The 20266-nt window shown below is 43.1% G+C and carries 19 protein-coding genes and 2 tRNA genes; 14 read left to right on the forward strand and 7 right to left on the reverse strand.

Translation table 11 applies throughout. The features are described 5' to 3' along the window. Positions 1 to 233: 233 nt before the first annotated feature. The 4 genes from gltX to AK822_RS13615 all read left to right on the forward strand — a co-directional run bounded on the left by gltX (position 234) and on the right by AK822_RS13615 (position 2720). A complete protein-coding gene (gene gltX, locus AK822_RS13600; RefSeq protein WP_060492008.1) occupies positions 234 to 1778 on the forward strand; it encodes a glutamate--tRNA ligase in 1545 nt (514 codons plus the stop codon). Between the two features lie 143 nt (positions 1779 to 1921). Next, entirely contained in the window at positions 1922 to 2299 is a 378-nt protein-coding gene (locus AK822_RS13605) for a hypothetical protein (protein WP_060492009.1), read from the forward strand. A gap of 122 nt (positions 2300 to 2421) precedes the next feature. Next, positions 2422 to 2497 (forward strand) — tRNA-Ala (locus AK822_RS13610). A gap of 147 nt (positions 2498 to 2644) precedes the next feature. Then, positions 2645 to 2720 (forward strand) — tRNA-Glu (locus tag AK822_RS13615). Between the two features lie 170 nt (positions 2721 to 2890). Here AK822_RS13615 and AK822_RS13620 read toward each other — a convergent pair. Further along, positions 2891 to 3190, reverse strand: coding sequence for a peptide-binding protein (locus AK822_RS13620; protein ID WP_060492010.1), 300 nt, complete (start codon positions 3188 to 3190; stop codon positions 2891 to 2893). A gap of 284 nt (positions 3191 to 3474) precedes the next feature. Between AK822_RS13620 and AK822_RS13625 the strand changes: the two genes are divergently transcribed. Both AK822_RS13625 and AK822_RS13630 read left to right on the forward strand, forming a co-directional pair. Beyond that, positions 3475 to 4128, forward strand: coding sequence for a LysE family translocator (locus tag AK822_RS13625; RefSeq protein WP_060492011.1), 654 nt, complete (start codon positions 3475 to 3477; stop codon positions 4126 to 4128). A gap of 77 nt (positions 4129 to 4205) precedes the next feature. Continuing rightward, entirely contained in the window at positions 4206 to 5168 is a 963-nt protein-coding gene (locus AK822_RS13630) for a hypothetical protein (protein ID WP_060492012.1), read from the forward strand. A gap of 92 nt (positions 5169 to 5260) precedes the next feature. Here the strand turns inward: AK822_RS13630 and acnA are convergent, their stop codons facing one another. Further along, complete coding sequence (gene acnA / locus AK822_RS13635; RefSeq protein ID WP_060492013.1) at positions 5261 to 8059, reverse strand: aconitate hydratase AcnA; 2799 nt, start codon at positions 8057 to 8059, stop codon at positions 5261 to 5263. 460 nt (positions 8060 to 8519) lie between these two features. Here acnA and AK822_RS13640 point away from each other — a divergent pair, with 460 nt between their 5' ends. Together AK822_RS13640 and AK822_RS13645 are read left to right on the forward strand one after the other, a co-directional pair. Then, entirely contained in the window at positions 8520 to 9236 is a 717-nt protein-coding gene (locus tag AK822_RS13640) for a metal-dependent hydrolase (RefSeq protein ID WP_060492014.1), read from the forward strand. Between the two features lie 45 nt (positions 9237 to 9281). Then, entirely contained in the window at positions 9282 to 9872 is a 591-nt protein-coding gene (locus AK822_RS13645) for a YchJ family protein (protein WP_060492015.1), read from the forward strand. Between the two features lie 104 nt (positions 9873 to 9976). Here the strand turns inward: AK822_RS13645 and AK822_RS13650 are convergent, their stop codons facing one another. From AK822_RS13650 to AK822_RS13670, 5 genes are all read right to left on the reverse strand, one after another. After that, complete coding sequence (locus tag AK822_RS13650; protein ID WP_060492016.1) at positions 9977 to 10345, reverse strand: type II toxin-antitoxin system VapC family toxin; 369 nt, start codon at positions 10343 to 10345, stop codon at positions 9977 to 9979. Then, on the reverse strand, positions 10342 to 11454 hold the full coding sequence (locus tag AK822_RS13655; protein WP_060492017.1) for an AAA family ATPase: 1113 nt from the start codon (positions 11452 to 11454) through the stop codon (positions 10342 to 10344). The genes AK822_RS13650 and AK822_RS13655 overlap by 4 nt, the downstream gene beginning before the upstream one ends. 73 nt (positions 11455 to 11527) lie before the next feature. Then, positions 11528 to 12436 carry a class II glutamine amidotransferase gene (locus AK822_RS13660; protein ID WP_060492018.1) on the reverse strand — a complete coding sequence of 303 codons (909 nt, stop codon included), beginning with the start codon at positions 12434 to 12436 and terminating at the stop codon, positions 11528 to 11530. Further along, positions 12437 to 12748 (reverse strand): putative signal transducing protein, encoded by a 312-nt coding sequence (locus AK822_RS13665; RefSeq protein WP_060492019.1) that lies wholly within the window; start codon positions 12746 to 12748, stop codon positions 12437 to 12439. A 50-nt stretch (positions 12749 to 12798) separates the two neighbouring features. Next, a complete protein-coding gene (locus AK822_RS13670) occupies positions 12799 to 14046 on the reverse strand; it encodes a homoserine kinase (protein WP_060492020.1) in 1248 nt (415 codons plus the stop codon). 188 nt (positions 14047 to 14234) lie between these two features. Here AK822_RS13670 and hisF point away from each other — a divergent pair, with 188 nt between their 5' ends. From hisF to glmU, 6 genes are all read left to right on the forward strand, one after another. Continuing rightward, positions 14235 to 15017 carry an imidazole glycerol phosphate synthase subunit HisF gene (gene hisF, locus AK822_RS13675; protein WP_060492021.1) on the forward strand — a complete coding sequence of 261 codons (783 nt, stop codon included), beginning with the start codon at positions 14235 to 14237 and terminating at the stop codon, positions 15015 to 15017. A 176-nt stretch (positions 15018 to 15193) separates the two neighbouring features. Further along, a complete protein-coding gene (ribE, locus tag AK822_RS13680) occupies positions 15194 to 15715 on the forward strand; it encodes a 6,7-dimethyl-8-ribityllumazine synthase (RefSeq protein ID WP_045445783.1) in 522 nt (173 codons plus the stop codon). A gap of 222 nt (positions 15716 to 15937) precedes the next feature. Beyond that, a complete protein-coding gene (gene nusB, locus AK822_RS15155; protein WP_228139035.1) occupies positions 15938 to 16810 on the forward strand; it encodes a transcription antitermination factor NusB in 873 nt (290 codons plus the stop codon). 2 nt (positions 16811 to 16812) lie between these two features. After that, the gene (gene thiL, locus AK822_RS13690) at positions 16813 to 17853 is read left to right on the forward strand and encodes a thiamine-phosphate kinase (RefSeq protein WP_060492022.1); all 1041 of its coding nucleotides are present in this window, start codon (positions 16813 to 16815) and stop codon (positions 17851 to 17853) included. A gap of 3 nt (positions 17854 to 17856) precedes the next feature. Further along, positions 17857 to 18435, forward strand: a complete 579-nt coding sequence (locus AK822_RS13695; protein ID WP_060492023.1) for a phosphatidylglycerophosphatase A family protein — start codon at positions 17857 to 17859, stop codon at positions 18433 to 18435. A gap of 258 nt (positions 18436 to 18693) precedes the next feature. Continuing rightward, complete coding sequence (gene glmU / locus AK822_RS13700) at positions 18694 to 20076, forward strand: bifunctional UDP-N-acetylglucosamine diphosphorylase/glucosamine-1-phosphate N-acetyltransferase GlmU (RefSeq protein WP_060492024.1); 1383 nt, start codon at positions 18694 to 18696, stop codon at positions 20074 to 20076. The last annotated feature ends 190 nt before the right edge of the window (positions 20077 to 20266 follow it).

Genomic DNA, 20266 nt, shown 5'->3' on the forward strand with positions numbered 1-20266 from the left:
TTATCGCAAGGATACACGGGTAGTCAAGCGCTAGACGGGCATTTCGTTAAAAATATTCCATCTCTCTGTTATACTAGCGCTATATTTTACGCTATTTTTCTACATTGACGGCTATTGTTTGTGCCGTATTTTTTATTCAAACTTGTCATTCATATTTATCATTAGCATTTTTAACTGCTATTTTTTTCATTTTTCACAGCCATATTCATTAACTAGCCTATTCTGAGAATTTTATGATGCAATCATCGACTTCAACTAACAGCACGCGCCCTGTCCGCACCCGCATTGCGCCATCGCCTACTGGCTTTCCGCATGTCGGCACCGCTTATATTGCCCTATTCAATTTAGCTTTTGCTAAAGCCCACGGCGGCGAATTTATTTTACGTATCGAAGATACGGATCAAACGCGCTCAACCGAACAATCTGAAAAAATGATTTTGGATGCGCTGCGCTGGGTCGGTCTCGACTGGGCGGAAGGTCCAGATATTGGAGGCCCGCATGCGCCTTATCGTCAGAGCGAGCGTAGTGATATTTATAAAAAGCACGCCGAACAGCTCATAGAAAACGATCATGCATTCCGCTGCTTTTGTACCAGCGAAGAGCTCGATGCCATGCGAGCTGCGCAAATGGCCAATGGTGAAACGCCACGTTATGACGGTCGCTGTGCCCATTTAGCACCTGAGAAAACTGCGCAATTGGTCAGTGAGGGCAAACCGCATGTCATTCGTATGCGTGTGCCTACCGAAGGCGTCTGTCAAGTACATGACATGTTACGCGGTACGGTTGAGATTCCTTGGACACAAGTCGACATGCAAGTGCTGCTAAAAACCGACGGCATGCCGACTTATCATTTAGCCAACGTTGTCGATGACCATTTGATGGACATCAGCCATGTGCTACGCGGTGAAGAGTGGCTTAACTCTGCGCCCAAGCATCAGCTGCTCTATGAGTATTTTGGTTGGGAGATGCCTGTACTTTGCCATATGCCACTGCTGCGTAACCCAGATAAATCAAAACTGTCTAAGCGTAAAAACCCAACCTCTATCACTTACTATCGTGATGCTGGTGTGCTCCCTGAAGCGTTGCTCAACTACCTCGGTCGTATGGGCTACTCGATGCCTGACGAAGCTGAGCAATTTACCTTAGAAGAGATGATTGCCAGCTTTGATATCCAGCGTGTGTCGCTCGGCGGCCCTATCTTTGATATCGAAAAACTGAACTGGCTCAACGCAGAATGGTTACGTGCATTAACGCCTGAAGAGCTAAAAAATAAAATACTCGATTGGGCAAGTAATAGCGATAAATTAACTGCTATCGCAGCGGCGATTCAGCCTCGTATTGAGCTGTTATCTGATGCAGTTAATTGGGGTGGTTTCTATTTCCAGAACTTACCTAATATCAATGCTGAGAGCTTTACCCATAAATCACTCACCCCTGAGCAAATTACTGAGATGCTGCAACTGGCGCTTTGGCAGCTAGAAACCTTACCAACGTGGTCAGAAGAAAATATCTACGCCACCTTAAAAGGTCTTGCCGCTCACCTCGATATTAAGATGCGTGACTTTATGGCACCGTTCTTTATCGCTATCGCTGGCAGCACGTCATCAACGCCAGTCATGAACTCTATGGCAATTATCGGCGCTGATATGACCTTGACTCGCTTGCGCCATGCAGTTGACGTGCTTGGCGGTTTGGGTAAAAAGAAACTAAAAAAACTTGAGAAACAAGCGGCAGAGTTGCCAGATTTTTGTCTGCTGAATAATTTAGAAGCTGAATAACTCATCTACTAAACAATCGATTAGCTGAAATTTATGAATTTAGAAGGGTCAGCCCAGTTCTGACCCTTTTTTTGTCACTAATAGGTACTACTACCCTTCAACTATTAAATATCCTTTATCAAACCTTTTAATTGGAACTAAACATGGACGCCAAAACCGTCACGATAGAAAGCAAAGATTATGTCTTTAACACGCTCAAAGAAGCGCAGAAATACTATGATGCCATCGTAAAAGAGCTTTATAATGCAAAACTTACCCTGACAAAGGGTCAGGACTTTGAAGATTTAAAGTGGATATACACCACTTACTGCAGTTATACCAATCATAATGTCGATCGATTGAAAGAATCTGACATCGTTGGCTTTAAAGGAATCAGCACAGTACAACAAAAAGGGGGGCAATATATCCCCACAGAATGTTGTGCCATTATTTTTTCAGATGGCAGTTCTAAGTGTACAGAAGAAGAATTCTTTACCGATAAAGCCATTAAAGAGATTGCCATCAAGCAAAATCCACGCTAATTTGGGCTTATTAAGTAGCTAAAATAGCTTTAAACGCTTTTTTTCAAATATTTATGCATTATTTTTAAAATAGTAGTTGACAGGACTGCCGGTCTTGCATAAAATACGCACACTCTTAGCGAGGGGCTATAGCTCAGTTGGTAGAGCACTTGCATGGCATGCAAGGGGTCAACGGTTCGACTCCGTTTAGCTCCACCATACTATTTATTGCAACGCTCAGTACTACTGAAACGTAACCATAAATACTCGCTAGTAGGACGATATCAGCACCTAGGCAATGCTTATTTATTAAGCTATCTGATATTGTGAAGTACCGTTGTAACCATTGGTTATAACACTCTATGCGTCCCCATCGTCTAGAGGCCTAGGACACCGCCCTTTCACGGCGGTAACGGGGGTTCGAATCCCCCTGGGGACGCCACTATTCGGCGTCACTTATTAGCACTTTTGCTTAACACCTTTAAGCATCAGGTTAGACTAATAAGCGAACAATAAAAAATCCCAGTCATCATACGGTGACTGGGATTTTTTATGTCTGTTGGTTTTGTTATATCCAGTTCATTATGGTTTGGATAAGCTGAAGTTAGTATATCAACGATCATAATAAGAGACAAACTCTCTAATCGCCCAGCCCCAATGCCTGTACTCGCCCTTGTAGTAGCCTTCTAAATATACCCACGGGCGGTTTTTATTATCATAAGTGGTATCTGTGACATATACCTCGCGATCATTACGCAGCTTATTAATAATCTTGCCATTAGGTTCATCGCGGATGTTTAATGGAGTACCCGTCGGATCCGTTACTTTGCAAACTCTCTCGGCATGCGCGGCATTTATCCCAACTGTCGTAGCCAAAACAGATACAGCAACGGTGTAAGCCAAACGTTTCATCTCAAATCCTTATTATCAACAAATGTCTCATTAATCTCTGATATATTATCAGAGTTCACATTACGGTATTTGCGATTTTATAAGATATTTACGTTTTATTGATTTTGATAAAGACTGAAGCCATAACCTGCTTTATAGTTTTTAATATCATTATTTATTGAATGATTTATTCTATTGCCAACCCTTACGATCCTCGCTACCATCAATCCTATAAGAATTTTATAGAATGTATAAATACTTTATAACGTACAAATTTTTAGGCTTAACACAAGGACGTTTTAACCATGTTCGGGATTGAGAACTATCTAGGGTTTATCATGGCAGCTATTTTGTTAAACCTGACCCCAGGCACAGATAGCATGTACATCATTACCCGTAGTATTTCGCAGGGGCAAACGGCAGGGTTTTATTCTGTTTTGGGTATTACTTCAGGTATTTTGGTGCATACGCTACTGGCTTCGCTAGGATTGTCCGTGTTGCTGGCTAACTCCCCTACGGCATTTATGCTCGTAAAATATATTGGTGCAAGCTATTTGTGCTATCTAGGCGTCAAAATGCTCATAAGTAAACAACAGCCTTTGATAGCCGCGAGTTTGCAGGATGACCAGAAGCCAAAGCCCGTTCAGCCTTTAGATCACTGGCAAATATATAAGCAAGGTGTGCTCACCAATACCTTTAATCCAAAAGTTGCATTATTCTTTTTGGCGTTCTTCCCTCAGTTTATCGATGCCAGTTATGCTTATAGTATGGTGTCGTTCGTCATTTTAGGACTGACCTTTGCTGTCACTGGCTTTATATGGTGCTTGTGCTTAGCATTATTGGCGTCAAAATTCAGTGAAAACTTACGTAAAAACCCCTCTATCGAAGCTATTTTAAACAAGATAAGCGGTGTGGTATTTATTGGCTTGGGAATTAGGCTGTTGACTGAGAAGGGTTGAGTAAATGCGAATCAGAGTATCTAAAGATAGATTTATAAAGCTATACTAACTTCATCGCGGATTAGTTAGGAGAAATGATGAGCATTATTCAGAATGCAATCGATTCAATTCAAATTGGAGTTGAAGATTTTGGAAGTGATGATGGTAGACGTAGTGTTTCTGCTGTGAGAAATATCGCGGCTGGGATTTTATTACTTTACAAAGAAAAGCTTTGTCGATTATCTCCATCTGATAATAAAGAATTGCTGATAAAGCAGAATATTAGGCCTGTGCAAAATGCGAAAGGTGAAATATCTTTTGAAGGCAAAGGTACTAAGACAGTTGATGTCCAGTCCATAAAAGAAAGATTCAAAAGTTTAAACATTACAACAGTAGATTGGGATAGGTTTGATGAAATCAGTAGACTAAGAAACGATTTAGAGCATTATTATACATCCAAATCTCCTGATGCTATCAGAGAAATTATAGCCAAGTCCTTTTTGCTGATTAGAGACTTCCTATCAGAGCATTTGCAAGAAGATCCTCAAGAAATTCTGGGCGATGATTGCTGGACAACTTTACTTGAGGTAAATGATGTTTACTCAGCAGAAGAAAATTCTTGTAAAGCAAGTCTTGATGCAGTCGATTGGAAATATCATTCAGTTGAAATAGCTCTTAAAAACCTTCGTTGTGATAATTGTCACTCTTCATTAATACAAGCTCCACATGCTGAAGATGTTTATCCACTGATTGACCTGCATTGTAAATCATGCGGGGAGGACTTCAGCTTTTATGATGTACTTGAAGAATATATTACAGACTCTTTAGCTGGAGAAGCACATCTAAATATAAAGGATGGCGGCGAATCTCCTTATGACGACTGCCACGAATGCGGAAAAGGCACCTTTATTTACGAAGAGGACTGTTGCGTGGCATGTGGCTATGAAATGGAATACACTGAATGTGAAGTATGCGGAGATGGCCTAAGCTTAGAGGATCAATACAATGAAGGTAAATGTAGTTACTGCCAATATAAATGGGAAAAGTTCATGGCAGAATAAGCTTCCTTAACCTAAAAAAAACATTCAAAAACCAGACACGAAAAAGCCCAGTCATTACGACTGGGCTTTTTTATTCTAAATCCAATCAATTATTACGCTGCGCTCTTACTCTCAGCAGCCAATTGACGTAGTACATAGTGCAATACGCCACCATGACGCACGTACTCGCGCTCTTTTGGCGTCTGGAGCATGACATTGACATCAAAGCTCTCAGATGAACCATCGGCACGTGTGGCCGTGACTTTGGCGGTCTTGCTCTCGCCATTATCTAGACCTGTGATGCTAAGCACTTCAGAGCCGTCTAGATTATAAGTTTCTGCATTTTCACCGTCTTTAAAGGTTAATGGCAACACACCCATACCGACGAGGTTTGAGCGGTGAATACGTTCGAACGAGCTGGTCAATACCGCTTTTACGCCAAGCAAAATCGTCCCTTTCGCTGCCCAGTCACGGCTAGAGCCAGAACCATATTCTGCCCCGCCAAGTACCACGAGCGGACGCTTGTCTTCTTTATACTTCATTGCCGCATCATAGATGGCCATTTCTTCGCCGTCTTGAAGCGTGGCGCTATCGCCTTTGAAGTAATAAGTATAGCCACCCTCTTTGCCAGCCATCATGGTATTTTTGATACGGATATTGGCGAAAGTACCACGTGTCATGACTGCGTCATTACCACGGCGTGAGCCATAGCTATTGAAGTCGGCTTGCATCACACCGCGCTCTTGCAAGTACTTACCTGCTGGCGAATCTGGATCGATATTACCCGCTGGCGAGATATGGTCAGTGGTGATTGAGTCACCGAACAACCCTAAGATGCGTGCGCCTTCGATATCAGGAATACCTTCTGGCTCCATGGTCATTCCATCAAAGAACGGCGGGTTTTTAATATAAGTAGACGCTTCGCTCCACGGATACAACTGGCTATCGGCTGAGCTAATAGCGTTCCATGCGGCACTACCGTCAAACACTTCGCCGTAATTTTTTCGGAACATATCGGCGTCGATATTATTGGCAATCAGCTCATTGATCTCATCTGATGTTGGCCAAATATCTTTTAAGAAGACATCTTTGCCATCTTGATCTTGTCCTAACGGCTGCGTCGTTAAGTCAATATCAACCGTACCTGCCAGCGCATAAGCAACTACGAGTGGTGGTGACGCTAAGTAGCTCGCTTTTACATGTGAGTGAATACGACCTTCAAAATTACGGTTACCTGATAACACGGCAGCAGCGACTAAGTCTTTTTCTTCGATACCTTTTTCAATCGACTCTAAGAGCGGTCCTGAGTTACCGATACAAGTGGTACAACCATAACCCACTAAATAGAAGCCTGTTTTTTCAAGCTCGTCCATTAACTTAGATTTTTCAAGATAATCGGTGACGACTTTCGAACCGGGAGCCAATGAAGTTTTGACCCAAGGCTTGGCTTTTAGACCTTTTGCAGCGGCTTTTTTCGCCACCAAGCCCGCGCCAATCATCACTGCAGGGTTTGAGGTATTGGTACATGAGGTAATCGCTGCGATAACGACAGAACCATCACGCAATTTATGGCTCTTATCATCGATATTGACGTCAGAGAAGACATTAGGCTTAGCATAGAGTCTATCCGCTTGCTCTTGCTCGCCGCCTTCTTCATCAAAGCGTACCTTGCCTTCGACTTCTGACTTGCGGTCTTTGGTCATTTTTTCTAAAGTTTCGCCAAATTTTTCGTGCATATCAGATAGATTGATACGCTGCTGTGGCAAATTCGGACCAGCAAGTGCAGGCTGTACCGATGATAAATCGAGCTCTAATTTACTTGAATACGTTGCTGCTGGCGTATCGGCATCGTGCCATAAGCCTTGCGCCTTGGCATACTTTTCGACCAACTCAATCTGACTTTCTTCACGACCTGATAGACGCAAATAATCAATCGCCATTTGGTCAATCGGGAAAATACCACAGGTCGCCCCATATTCTGGTGACATATTGGCAATCGTCGCACGATCTGCCAGTGGCATACTGTGTAAGCCTTCGCCATAAAACTCAACGAATTTACCAACCACACCATGCGCACGTAGCATTTCAACCACACGCAATACCAAATCTGTCGCGGTAACGCCTTCAGTCAGTTTACCTTTTAGCTCAAAGCCAACCACTTGTGGAATCAGCATTGATGACGGTTGACCAAGCATTGCCGCTTCCGCTTCAATACCGCCGACACCCCAACCAAGCACGCCAATACCATTAATCATCGTCGTGTGACTATCAGTACCAAATACCGTATCAGGATAAGCCGTCAACTCGCTTTTACCATCAACATTGACATCAGCAGCCATTACAACACGAGCTAAGTATTCAAGGTTAACTTGATGCACAATACCCGTCGCTGGTGGTACGACCACAAAGTTTTTAAACGCATTACGACCCCAATGCAGGAATTCATAACGTTCATTATTCCGTTTAAATTCAATTTTTTCGTTTAAATCTAGTGCATCTTCTCGGCCATAAGCATCGACTTGTACAGAGTGATCGACAACCAATTCACTCGGGATAAATGGGTTAATTTGCTCAGCACGACCGCCAAGCTCAACCACGGCATCACGCATCGCTGCCAAATCGACAACTGATGGCACACCAGTAAAGTCTTGCAGGACTACACGCGCTGGCATAAAGGCGATCTCTTTTGACGCTTCTGCACCTGCATCCCAGTTAGCAACGGCTTCGATATGGTTTTTGCCGACAGATTGACCATCATCTTCATTACGTAATAGGTTTTCTAAGACGATTTTCATACAAAATGGTAATTTGCTGATGTGCTCAAAAGTTTCGGTCAGCTTTGGCAAACTGTAATAGGCATGTTCCTTGCCATCGACCGTAATAGTGTCTTTTACATTAAAAATATCACTCATGGTAGCTTCCTTATCGTTGTTATAGATCCTAAGCCCAAACGGTTGTAGGTTTATGCTGAGGATTGGTGGCTAGATAGATGATTGTAAGAGTTGTATTCAAAATCATTATTATTTGACACAGTAGAATATAAAGTTGAGTTAACAAAATAGCTAAGCGACTCTTTAGGACTTAACAATAACGCTCTTTTACCATAACAAAACGGCGGTGCTTTGTTAACGTCTAGACGTTGTCAAATCGTGGCATAATCGTAAACGCAACAAGGGTTTAACATTCTATTATCAAGTATCAATATATTTTCCAAAAAAATATTAGAATCAAAGGTAATGGGTAAAACAGTCGCGGCATACGAGCCTTATCTGTTAGACGTTTGGCTGCGCTATGCTATTATGGTGCGCTTTTTTACCGCTAGGCAAACGCCTCGAAACAATCGTTTCGCGCGCTATTTATTGATGAGTTTTTATGGCAAATTTTAACACCCACCTGAATGTTGCATTCATGGTCAGTGGTACGCTCAGTTTGACAGTTTATAAAGCGGGATTGATTGATGATTCGGGGTTTTTAGTTTGCGTGGCGCTCGGCACTATCGGTGGGCTGCTGCCTGATTTGGATTCTGACAACTCCACACCGATTAAACTTGGTTTCAATATCACCTCATTTATTTTTGCCTTTGGTTTGGTCATGCATTGGCGCAGTGAGCTCAGTTTGCTTGCCCTGATTGCATTATGGCTAGCAGGCTACGGCTTTATGCGTTATGTGGTTTTCTCTATTTTTACCAACATGACCGTGCATCGCGGCGTCATTCACTCCGTGCCTTATATGGCAATTTTGGGTTTGGGACTGACTTATTTAAGCTACTATGTCTTGCACCTCTCATTAACGGCAAGCTGGTTTTACGGTTTATTTTTATTTGGTGGCGCGCTAGTGCATTTGACATTGGACGAGCTATATAGTGTTAACTTATCGAATATGAAAATGAAGCGCTCATCAGGTACAGCGATGAAGTTTTATCAGCCTAAAGATAAGTGGTGGTATTTATTACTATATACACTGCTCGCCATGTTGGTCTATTTTGCCCCGCCGTTTGATGCGTTTTGGCAGCAGCTGCGCGACCCAGCACCATGGGCACAGCTAAAAGTTGGCATATTGCCAGAACTGATAAAAAGCATGCTGCGATAAAGATACGGTAAAGCAGTAAAACCCAAGCGAAAATGAGAATAAAACATGCAACCTAATCTACACGTTTGCCCTTGCCAAATTCATCCATCATCAAGCGCTATCAGCTCACCACTACTGTATAAAGATTGCTGTCAGCCTTATCATGAGGCTGTTTATAATGATGCTCTTTATAATGGTGAGGTTGACAAAGCAGAGGGTATAAAAGCGGAGACAGCCGAACGTCTCATGCGTACGCGCTATAGTGCCTTTGTATTGATTAAGCCAGAATATATCGTCAAGACCACTCTACCTGCACAGCAAAACTTGTTGGATATCAAGGCGATTGAATCGTGGGCAAAAGAGACAAATTGGGCAGGACTAGCAATCGTAGCGCACACGCCAAAGCTAGGCAAACGCCATGCGCAAGTTGAGTTTAAGGCTTATTTCAAGCCAACTAATAATGCAGGTAATTTAGAAGAGAAAGTGCAGGCGCATCATGAATTGTCTGCCTTTGTGAAGGTGGTAGACAAAGTCAATAATGATGCACGCTGGTACTTTTTAGATCCGACTGTTGCGATGACTGTCAGCAAAAAGCAACCGTGTATTTGTGCGTCGGGTGAGAAGTTTAAACGGTGTTGTGGAATATATTTGGGTTAGAAACTAAATTAGTTTTCCTTCGTAAAGAGTATATAGCTTCTCAAGCTGCGGTAAGTGCTTGTCATTAGATAGCAATTCGATATCATTAACCTTAGCCGTAGCAATTAATGAAATATATCAAACTGACGTTTATCAATATTTTTATTGACATTATTTTCGTTGGCAATAAATTTATCTAGTCGGTATAAGTCAGCAGCTAAATCTGCGATATCTTGACTTATATCTAAAGTGGTGAGCATGTTCATCACGTTAACATATCTTTTAACCTCGTCATCTCCTTTCTTCCATAAAAAGTATCTTAGAAACTCATAACGGATGAGTGGTGTGATGACTACTTCGACGTTATTTGAAGCTATTTCAGCACGTAAGGTCTTTAGTTTTTGCAAAAGATTAGCGTCATTTTCGTCAACCTTACCCTCTAGTAAATAAATTAAATAATTGGCATCAAGCAATAGTTCTCTTTCACTCATCATTGCCCTGCCTCTAGTTGTTTAATTTTTTCATCTAATAAACTGATAAGCATCTGCTTTGCTTCTGCTTGCTGTGGCGCATTATCACGTGCCAGCTTAAGACGATTGATATCAATATCAAAGGCATCTTTTAGTAGGTCTATAAAGGCTGCATTATTGGGATGTTCTATCAGCTCAGTTTTTACGATTCCATCTTCTTTATCACGGTATAACTCATAAGCTTCGCCATGTTGCAGTTGGCTCAAAACAATAGCAGAGTGAGTGGTAATATAAAACGTCGTATTGGGAAAGAGACGCTTTAGGGTAGGAATAATAGTCGCTTGCCACTTAGTATGCAGATGACTTTCTATTTCATCGATAAAGACCACGCCTGTTACATGGGCAATGTTAGTTTCGTTAGTAAAATAACTGTAGCCCGCAATGATAGATTGCATGATTTTGAGAATTGAAGCAAAGCCGCTAGATAGTTCTGATAGCTCAGTTTTCTTGTCAGATACTTTGATAAATACGCGATTACTTCCTGAGATTTCAAGAAACTTACTATCAATTCGTTCGTCTACTTGGTTAAGTAAATTTAGCAGTGTGGTGATTTCAATTTCGCGATTATCTTCGGCGGTTTGGTAAGGGTTAGCAGATTGAGCACGCTGAATTATCCATTGATTTAATAACTCACCCATCCCAAGGCTCTGCATTTCTTTACTATTTAATGCAGAAAGATTTGTACTAAGATAATTTGATAAGCGAGGACCGTAAGATAAAATACTTTTTTCAAAATTACCTTCATGATATTTGATTGTGCCTCGATTCAAAGCTCCAATCATGACTACAGCCATACCATGACTTTCGAAACCTTTCAAATTTTCATTAGAAACATTATTAAATGCTCGCCCGTTAGCAATTATATTATCAAATGTGAATAGCTCATCGCTCATAGTGCTAGGATGAAGGATTTCATTGGTAGTAAAATATAAAGCAAACAAAGCCTCTAAACACTTTGTCTTGCCGATACCGTTTTCACCAATCAGGCAGTAGACTCTTTGGTCAGGTTGAAAGCTGAGATGTACATCGCCTACGCCCATGAGCTGTTTGATTTGGATGTCATTGCCTAACATGGCTTCACCTAATTTTTATTAAACTATTAATTTCATAGTGGAACAACCAATTTGAAAATACAAGTCAACCACCCTAAACACTCGCCCCAACCGCACGTGCCACCGCAATTCCTTCCTCAATCGTCAAAAACTTGCGCTGGCTTGGGCTGTCTTTATAAATGACGTCCCCATCTTGAAAGATCAGACATTCATTGACGGCTAACTGTTGCCATTTTTCATTTTCAGTCAATGGCACGGTCACTAGTATCGTCACTTTGTCGGTATCTGTCGTCACATCACCAAAGTTAATGGCTAAATCATCATCTGCTAATTTCGCTTCACCAAATGGTGCTTGACGCGTGAGATAAAACAATAAGCTCCCCGCATAAGCCAATTGCCAGCTACCATTTGATATCAAGCAATTAAACAACCCATTGGCGGATAAATAACGACATTGGGTGGTCAAAAAATTAAACAGCGTTTGGTCATCAGGACGCGATTTAAAGCTACTTTTTAGGCGATTAACAAGGTAGCAAAACGCCATTTCAGAATCGGTTGAACCGACTGGTTGGCAATGTGAGGCGTTGCCGTTGTCTTGCAAGCGCTGACAGCGTTTGATAAATTCGCTATTCATTTGCCCATTGTGCGCAAACACCCACTGCTCGCCCCACACTTCACGGACAAAAGGATGGGTATTTGCCAAACAATTCTGCCCTTGGGTCGCTTTACGGATATGAGCAATGACGTTCATCGCTTTAATCGGATAATTATTAACCAAATCAGCAACGGGCGATAAATGGCTTGGGCGATTGTCATGGAATAAGCGTAGACCAGTTGAAGCATTCTCTGGTTTGTCACTATTAGTGCACTCACTACGCTCAAAAAATGCAATACCAAAGCCATCTTCATGACTATCAGTCATGCCACCGCGGCGACGAAACCCTGCAAAGCTAAAACCAATATCCGTTGGGGTATTACAGTTCATTCCTAAGAGTTGACACATTTATACTTCACCGCCGTTATTGTCGTCTTGTGCAGGATTTAAAGTAGGGTTAATTTTGGCTGCTGACGTTTCATCAAACACCTCATAAGGCGTTGCCCCATCGGTGTCAATATTTGCCAAAATGCGTTTGGCGTGCGCCAAATCAGTATCCTGTACCCACAGCACAATCCCAGAATTCATACCGGGCATCGCGCTCAGCGGTTGCAGAGACACCGTAATACCATTGTTACGAAGCAGATTGGCATGCAGTTCACCTTGCATATTGGTGTCGTAGCGTGCCAGTTTGTGCCAGTTATCAACTTGATCGGTCATGATAAATTCCTTTTAGATATTTATAAATATAACTCGTTGCTATCAGTCTATTAGCAACCGAAACCTTGTGACCAATTAATTTGATTTAACGGATAAGCATCAATATGGAAACCGTTTGGATAATCTTTAAAGCCAGATTGTGATTTTAATTGCTCAATAGCAGCTTGCGCTTGTTGCTCAGTCGCAAACACACCGATTAATTTAAAATCTTCGACATCGTTATTTTTATCATCGTCTTTATAACGCGCATGTTCTAGTACAAACACTGTACTTTGCGCTTTTTCAACATGTGACCAATGATAAGCGGCAAGGCGTTTCATCAGGTCAGGATTTTTGACCATGATATTATCGCCCGTACGACCTTCGGTACGGTTATAGTGAATAACGTTGAGACGTAATAGCCAAAAAATCACCGCCGCTTTTGCCAACATTACTGGTAAGGCACGTTTTTCATCTTCACCGAGCATGCGTTTCGACTCATAGCCTTGTAAGAAAGCCGCCATTTTGCTACGGTCAAAATTCACCGACTCACCCTGCTCAGCATCGCCCCACGTGGTACAAAAATCATTAATGGTAATGGCAATATCCATCACATAATGCTCGACGCTAACTTCGGTAAAGTCTAACAACCCAGTCAGACGCGCTTCACCTTTTTGGCTATTATTTAACGATAAGTTCCATAGCGTGTTATCGGCAAACATGTCTAAATGACATAAGCCTTTTGGCAAGCTGGCAAGCGGCAAATCCGTATAAGACTGCCAAATATCGCTCATCAATTTGGCTTCGTCAGCTGGCATAAATTGCATTTCACGGTCGCGCACCTCGCTCCATGGATATAAAGGCACGCCATATTCTTCCGCAGGTTGTAGTGCTTGCAATGTCTCATGCAGCATCGCTAAAGCGGCGCCAATTTCATGACACATCGCTTGCGTCGTCTGCTGTGGATGCGAGCCTGCTAGGCATGGCACTAAGGTAATTGCTTTATTGTCATAGCGTATGACATAGCATTTTTCTGCGCTATCAGCGCCTAAATCAAGCAATGCTAACGGCGCAGCGACCGGTAATTTACCGTCTAGTTGATTTAAGATGACCGCCATCTTTTCGATATCTTCTGGTGGACGCTCTTCAAATAAGGTAAATACATAAGAGTGTGCGCCATCTACATCGTCAGTCGTTTGAATAAACCAGTTAGAGTTTTTGATACCTTGGGTGATTGGAATGGCACGCGCGAACGATACGCCAAAACGGTGGCAAAAATCGGCAAACTGGTCATCGGTTAACTGGGTATAGACGGACATGACATCTCACTTATGGCAATTAAAAGAAGGTAAATAGGATAAATATCGACGGTAATGACAGTGATTGTACCGTGCATGAGCAAACTTTGGTTAAAAGCATAATAATCTTGCGAAAACCTGCCTGAGATGGCGGTGATTTTGCTAGACTAGCGCTTATAGAATGAATTGATTATAAGGTGAAAGACCCTATGTTAGCAAAGCGTATCATTCCTTGTTTGGACGTTGATAATGGCCGTGTGGTCAAAGGTGTACAGTTTGTCGATATTAAAGATGCAGGAGACCCTGTTGAAGTAGCGAAACGCTACAACGAACAAGGCGCTGATGAAATTACTTTTTTGGATATTACCGCAACCAATGATGAGCGTGATACCACCTATCATACCGTTGAGCGTATGGCAGAAACGGTATTTGTGCCATTAACCGTTGGCGGCGGCGTGCGTAAAATCGCTGATATCCGCAATCTATTGAATGCGGGTGCGGATAAAGTAGCGATCAATTCTGCAGCGGTATTTACCCCTGAGTTCGTTGGTGAAGCGGCGCAGAAATTTGGTAACCAATGTATCGTCGTGGCGATCGATGCCAAGCGCGTCGCTGATATCAATGTCGATGGTATTGTTGTACCTCGTTGGGAAATTTTCACCCATGGTGGTCGCAAACCAACGGGGATTGATGCGGTGGCTTGGGCGAGCAAAATGGCTGAGCTTGGCGCTGGTGAATTACTGGTCACCTCGATGGATGGTGATGGCACCAAAAAAGGCTATGATCTGGCATTAATGAAGCAAATTACTAACCGCGTCAATGTGCCCGTTATTGCTTCAGGCGGCGTCGGCAATTTGCAACATTTAGCTGAAGGCGTATTAGAAGGCGGCGTCGATGCCGTCCTTGCTGCCAGCATCTTCCATTTTGGTGAGTATACGGTTCAAGAAGCCAAAGCATATATGGCAGCGCAAGGCATACAAATGCGTCTATAGTAGGCTCGTAAAGTACAAATAAAACAGAAAAAAATGTTATCATAGCGCTAACCACTTATTTTCGTTCATTTAACTGATTATCTAACGGATAATAAGCCATTTGAACCTAGCGATATATTTAGCGCATTATTTATTCCTACATTTTAATTAAAAGCCCATTCGGCAAAGGATTTTTTATGTCAAATCTACAACAGCAGCGCAATGACGTGACTCACATCGATGGTAATTTACATCAAAACAAAGATGTTCGTATTGGTATCGTCGTCGGTCGTTTTAATGGTTTTGTGGTTGAATCATTGGTAGATGGCGCAATTGATGCGCTACTACGTCACGGTGTATTGGGTAGCAACATCACCGTAATCCGTGTACCTGGTGCTTTTGAATTGCCATTGGTTGCCCAACGTGCCGCTGAGTCTGATCGCTTTGACGCCATCGTTGCTTTAGGTGCGATTATCCGTGGTAGCACGCCGCATTTTGATTTCGTTGCAAGCGAATCTGCAAAAGGCTTAAGCGCGGTAGCTATGGACTACAATATCCCAGTTGCCAATGGCGTACTGACGACTGACAGCATTGAGCAAGCGATTGAGCGTGCTGGCACGAAAGCGGGTAACAAAGGCTCAGAAGCGGCAATGGTTGTACTAGAAATGCTTGCGGTACTATCACAGTTAGATATTGAAGATGACAGTGAAGACGCTTAATCAAGCCATCATTTGATAGGCTGTTTGTTATTTAATGAGCGCTGTGGTTCTTATGAGCTTTCGTTTTTATCGAGAGCCACAGCGTCAGTGTTACAAAAACTGTTACCAAGTACGCTACAAAACTTGACTGGCAAAGCCTGCCAGCTAACTACTATTTAACATTTTATTTTAAAACTCTTATCTTAAAAACTTTTTATCTTAGCAACTAGGTATAGACCCCCTATGACTGACCAACTCAAGCGCGCTATCAGCGCTGCGAAAACCGCCCAAACCAATGATAAACAAGCTGAAGCCACGCGCATCGCGAGCAGCAGTGCGGGTGATCAAATCTTCGATATGAGTGAGTCTTCTTACAAGACCAGTCACACTGCTATCCGTAAAGCACGACGCTTTGCGATGCAAGGTCTATACGAATGGCTCGTCACTGACCGCCGCTTCGATATCGATGGTAAGCTTGGCTGGAAAGACAATGCCCCACACGATATCGCCGCTCGTACCCGCGCGACCAATGCCATGCATACCGTACATATTGGCTATTATCATGAAATGATGCGTGACATCCCAGAGCAGATCGAGGCGCTAGATATCCTTATCTCTCAGCATCTTGACCGTGAAATCGATAAATTGGACACCGTCGAACACGCTATTCTTTTGATTGGTGCTTACGAGCTACAAAACCGCTTAGAAATTCCTTATAAAGTGGTACTTGACGAAGCGATGAAGCTGAATAATCACTTTGGCGCTACTGACGCGCATAAATTGATTAATGCCGTCCTTGATAAAATGGCAGTTGAGCTACGTGCTATTGAAGTAGAAGCAGATAGCAAAGCCAATTTACGCACCTCACAAAAAGCGACTGCTAAACCTGTAATAAAAGCGGATACCAATGCAGAAAATAATGCCGATATAGAAGATAGTGCTGATACAGCTGCCATTGAAGAAAAATCAACTACTTCAAACAAGCCTCGTATTAGCGCCAATAATGCTACCGTCAAACGCAATAGCGCTAGTAAGGCTACTGCCAATATTAGTGACTTTAAAGCGAGCAAAAAAGCGATTGAAACAGACCGCACTGATGCAGACAGCAAAGACTAATCATGAATGAGTTTGAGCTGATTGAGCGTATATTCTCCCAAATACAAGCTGCGCAGTCATTGTCTAGCAGTGTCGACAAAGACAGTGTTGAAAAAGGCATTGGTGATGATGCCGCGGTGATGAGCTTGCCTGCAGGCGCGCGCTTGGTCAGCTGTATTGATACGCTGGTTCAAGGTCGACACTTTAGCGCCGATTGGGAGCAAGTAAATAAGCTTGCATTTACCATCGGTTATAAAGCCGTGGCAGTGAACGTCTCAGATATTGCGGCTATGGGTGCAACTCCACATAGTATTCTATTGGCGTTAGCTTTGCCTGAGCGCTTGGCAAATGAGCGCTGGTTAAGTGAATTTGCTAAAGGCTTATTCCATGCTTGCCAGCTATTTGGGGTGACGCTGATTGGTGGTGATACCACGCGCAGCGACAATTTAGTTCTGAGTGTCAGCGCGCAAGGGTTACTCACCAAAGAGACGCCAGCCGTCTACCGTTCAGGCGCGCAAGTTGGCGACAAACTTTATGTCTCAGGCACGCTTGGCGATGCCGCTTATGCGCTACAGCATCCTGATACTGCTATCGGTATTGAGCTTACGCATCGTCTACATATGCCAACGCCGCGTATTGCACTGGGTGCAGCATTGGCAAAAATTGGTGCGACTGCGATGATAGATATCTCTGATGGTCTGTATCAAGACATTGGACATATCTGCCAACAAAGCAGCGTTAGTATGCGCATTCATCTCGATCAGCTACCTACTAGCAAAGCATTGGCAAACGCTGAGTTAACCGAGCGCTTGTTGTGCCAGCTGGCTGGCGGTGATGATTATGAATTGGCTTTTACTTTGCCTGCTCATATTGAACCACCTATTAATGACAGTAGCAACACGCCTGTTACCTGTATCGGCGAAGTCATAGCCGTAAACAATCCAGATGCTACCAAAAATTTACGACCAGAGCTTTTTTATCAAGGACAGCCCATCACACCTACCCATCCCGCCCCCTTTACCACTTGGCCCAATCTGACGGGTTACCAACATTTTGCAGGTTAACCCATGATTGATCACAACCTATCTAAGCCTGATATCCGTAAAGCCAATAATTGCCCGCCGCTACCCGCCAATGCCAATATGCTTGACCGCGTAGTTTATTGGCTTGGGTTGGGTTTAGGTAGTGGTCTGCCTCGCCGTGCACCCGGTACTTGGGGCACGATTGGTGGCTTAATCGTCGCGATACCATTGCTAAGCTTAGGATTCGTACCATTTTTGATTATTACCATTCTCTCTTGTGTGATTGGTAGTTGGATATGCGGTCGTACCTCAGAGCTAATGGGTGGTCATGATAACCCGCATATCGTCTGGGATGAATGGGCAGGCATGTGGCTTACCCTACTGCCGCTATCTTATATGGGTATCGCTGACGGTAATTTTTGGCAAAATATCGCTCAAACCTCTTCTATTGTTGCCATTATTATCGCCTTTATATTGTTCCGCTTTTTTGACATTATTAAGCCACCACCGATTGGCTGGGCAGATAAAAAAGTCGCGGGCGGCCTAGGTATCATGCTTGATGACATCATCGCAGGGGTCATGGCAGCAGCCGTCTGGATCATTATTTATACCACCATCCTTTAGCTGTTAAATTAGCCTCGCTTTTATATAAGCGACGGTCTTTGATAACCGATTGTCGTTTATAGTCCATCGTTTTTTTTGACTCGTCCACTTTTTTAGTAATGCGTTTGTGACGATAGACAATTTATCAGCAAGCTACCAGTAAATGGTAAGCCCATGACAAGCAACGTAAGTTACAAAGATGTCACGACATAGCGTTTTAGTTAAATGACGGTTTGCGTTATAATTTGAAATTATATTTTGTTACATTTGTAGGCTATTATGACAACTCCCCTCTCGGTAATCATCCTCGCTGCCGGCAAAGGCACGCGTATGCAGTCGGCTAAGCCAAAAGTGCTACAGACATTGGCTGGTAAGTCGTTATTGGGTCATGTCCTTGATACGTGTCATCAATTAACGGTTGACGACACTATTATTGTTCATGGTTTTGGTGGCGAGCAAGTCCAAGCAGATATCAATGCTCAATATGCGCATCTGCCTATTACTTGGGTTGCTCAGACTGAGCAATTAGGTACTGGACATGCGGTTAAAGTGACCCTGTCGGAATTACCCAAAGAAGGGCAAAGCCTGATTCTCTATGGTGATGTGCCATTAGTCAGCTGCCAGACATTAGCAACGCTACAAGCGGCTAACACCGAGGGCATGTCGATGTTGACGTTGACCGTAGACAATCCTTTTGGTCTCGGTCGTATCAAACGTGACAAAGACGGCAACATCGAAGCCATCGTCGAGCAAAAAGATGCCAGCGCCGATGAGCAAAAAATCCAAGAGATTAATAGCGGTATTTACTGCGTCGATAATGCGTTATTACATAAATACCTGCCAAAGCTGTCTAATGACAATGCGCAGCAAGAATATTATCTAACGGATATCGTCAAAATGGCGGTCGCCGAAGGCATTAATATTGTCGCGATTGAGCCTGAGCATACCTTTGAGATTGAAGGTGTCAATAACCGCCAACAGCTCGCTAGCTTAGAGCGCACTTGGCAAGGCAAACTGGTTGCCGATTTACAAGAAGCGGGCGTGCAGTTTGCTGACCCCACTCGCGTTGATATTCGCGGCACCTTAACTGCGGGTCAAGATGTGTTTGTCGATGTGGGTGTGGTATTCGAGGGTGATTGTGTCTTAGGTGACAATGTTTATATCGAAGCGGGCTGTGTCATCAAAAACGCCCACATTGGTAATGCCTGCCACATAAAACCTTATTGCGTGATTGATCGCGCTGAGATTGGGGCAGGTGTTGATGTTGGTCCTTTCGCCCATTTGCGTCCTGAAACCGTACTGTCTGATAACAGTAAAGTTGGTAATTTCGTCGAGATTAAAAAATCAACGGTCGGTCATGGTAGCAAGGTTAATCACTTGAGTTATATCGGTGATGCGACCATTGGTACAGATGTCAATGTCGGTGCAGGCGTCATTACTTGTAATTATGATGGTGTCAATAAATCACAAACCATTATTGAAGACAATGCCTTCATTGGTTCGAACTCAAGTTTAGTGGCACCTGTGACTATTGGTGATACCGCTACGGTTGCCGCAGGTTCAGTGATTACTAAAGACGTCGACAGTAAAGCATTAGCCTTTGGACGGGCACGACAAACTCAGAAAAACGACTTTCAGCGCCCGACCAAAAAGTCAAAATAGCAATGGTCAATCACAAGCATTTTTAACAGTATGTATTGAAGTAATACTAAGCAGCATGACAATTTTTGTGATGCTGCTTCCTTATATTTATAACGTCAAAATTGTTAGTATAAAAGCTCTGCCAGTATGGACTTCTATTATTTATTGACTGAACATTATCGCCTCTCAAAGCATTTGAGCGGTTAAGCAT

This window comes from Psychrobacter sp. P11F6 (assembly GCF_001435295.1).
Taxonomy (GTDB): domain Bacteria; phylum Pseudomonadota; class Gammaproteobacteria; order Pseudomonadales; family Moraxellaceae; genus Psychrobacter.